Genomic DNA, 2,417 nt, shown 5'->3' on the forward strand with positions numbered 1-2,417 from the left:
GTGTGATCACACTAGATGATCGCAAATGTAACGCGACGCATCGCCGGTGACAATGAAGAAGGTACAAAACGTTGCCCACGATCAAGTCCATCGAAACGCTGATTGTCCAACTGCCGACGAGGCGCGAGCACAAATGGGCCGGCCTGACCGAGGTCATTGGCCGCTATGTCATGGTCAAGATGACCGACAGCGACGGCCGTGTCGGCTGGGGCGAAGCGCCGGCTCTCAAGGATTGGGGTGGCGAGTTCGGCCGCTATTTCGGTGAGTCCGCGCTGATAACCCGTGCCGTCATCGAGACCTATCTGGCGCCCGCCGTCATTGGCGTCGAACTCGGCAACTTAGCCGAACTGCATGCTCGCATGGATGCCATCATCCGCGGCTATCCCTATTCCAAGGCGGCGGTCGAATTCGCTGCCTACGATCTTGCCGGACGCTGGCTCGATGTGCCTGTCCATACGCTGCTCGGCGGCAAGGCGCGCGACAAGGTTGGCATCACGCATTCGATCGGCCTGATCTCGATCGAAGAGGCAAAGGTCGAGGCCGCGAAGCTCGCCGAAGAAGGTATCAAGACCATCAAGGTCAAGATCGGCGTCGACCCGGTGCGCGACGTCAAGATGGTGGCTGCGGTCCGCGAAGCTGCCGGCGAGGCAATGGAAATCTGCGTCGACGCCAACGAAGGCTACAAGACGCCAGGCGAGGCGGTGCAGACCATACGCCAGATGGAAAAGTACCGGCTCAAATATGTCGAGCAGCCGGTGATGGGCATTGAGCGCATCACTGAGGTCGCGCGCCGCATCGATGCGCCTGTCATGGCCGATGAATCGGCCTGGAACGCCCATGACGCCATCCAGATCATCGCCGCCGGCAAGGTGCAGATCGTGTCGATCTACACCACCAAGGCTGGTGGCCTCTACAAAGCGATGGAGGTCGGCGCCGTGTGCCGCGCCGCCGGCATCATCTGCAACGTCAACGGCTCGATTGAGACCGGCATCGGCAATCTCGCCAACGTCCAGGTCGCTGCTGCTTCGCCGGCGGTGACGCTGTCCTGCGTCATTCCGATCTCGACGCCGGCGGAGGCGCAGCACGGCCAGGTCGGCGGCATCTACTACACGGACGACCTGCTGGTTGAGCCGATGCGCTTCTCCGATGGCGCGATAGCGGTTCCGACAGGACCCGGAATGGGCATCGATGTCGACATGAGGAAGATCGAAAAATACCGCGTCCGCGATTGAGCGTGACACCAGGCTTTCAGGGGAGAACTTAAAGAAATGCGGGCAGAAATCGTCGCAAAGCAGGTCAAGGCAATGGCTGAGCATGGGCTTGATGCCATGATCTGCTCGTCGCCTGAGAACTTCGCCTACACCACAGGCTTCGTGGTTCCGTCGCAGCCGCTGATCCGTCACCGCCATGCGATGACGATCGTCACCCGGGACGGCCGCACTGCGATCTTCGGCGTGGACATGGAGGCATCGACCATCAAGCGGAACAAGCCCAACGTGCCGACGCGCATCTGGGCGGAGTTCTCCGACGACCCGATGCTGGTGCTTGCCGACCAGCTGTCGGGCCTAGGCCTTGCCAAGGCGCGCGTCGGCCTCGAAATGGACTATCTGCCGGCCGGAGACTTCGCCCGCCTGATCGCGGCGATGCCGGGAGCGCGCTTCGAGCATGCCGAGCCGATCCTGGCGCGGCTGCGCCAGATCAAGACGGCCGAAGAAGTGGCCCTGCTGCGCAAGCTGTCGCGCATCGCCGACCAGGCGATCACCGACACGCTGGCCGTTGTTGATGCCGGCGACTCCGAAATGGATATCGCTGGGCACCTGACACGCAACGTCTATTCGCTGGGTGCCGACCATTTCAAGCTTTTGATCGTCGCCACCGGCGAGCGCAGCGTGCTGCCCAATGTCGGGCCGTCCGAGCGCGTGCTGAAGCGCGGCGATGTCTGCCGTGTCGAGATCTTCTCGGTGATCAACGGCTATCAGGCCGGTGTGTGCCGCACGGCAATCGTCGGCGAGGCGCCGCCCATGGCCGACAAGATCTGGGCGCACCTGGTCGAGTGCAAATACGAAATCATGGAGAAGGTGAAGCCGGGCGCCAGCTGCCGCGAGATCTACGACGCCTTCATCGCCAAGCTCGCCAGGCTCAATTTGCCGCCGATCTCGTTTGTCGGTCACGGCATCGGCCTGCACCTGCACGAAGATCCCTACCTCGGCCTGACGCCAGTGCTCGGCAAACCGGGCAGCGACGCGCAGCTGGAAGAGAACATGGTGCTCGGCTTCGAGCCGCTCTGCTACGATACCGGCTATGGCTACGGCATGCAGAACAAGGACATGCTTCTGGTCACGTCGAACGGTTCGGAACTTTTGTCCGACTATGCCGACACCGACAAGCTGATCCTCTGCGGCACTGCCAGGAGTGGT

At 62.1% G+C, this 2,417-nt stretch carries 2 protein-coding genes; both read left to right on the forward strand.

The window, feature by feature from the left end:
* Positions 1-71 precede the first annotated feature (71 nt).
* Complete coding sequence (locus tag AC1DUU_RS29550; RefSeq protein WP_476786879.1) at positions 72-1,232, forward strand: mandelate racemase/muconate lactonizing enzyme family protein; 1,161 nt, start codon at positions 72-74, stop codon at positions 1,230-1,232.
* Positions 1,233-1,268: 36 nt separating this feature from the next.
* On the forward strand, positions 1,269-2,417 hold a 1,149-nt coding region (locus tag AC1DUU_RS29555), incomplete at its 3' end, for a M24 family metallopeptidase (RefSeq protein ID WP_476786880.1).

Source organism: Aminobacter sp. P4_H6_2 (genome assembly GCF_056400805.1).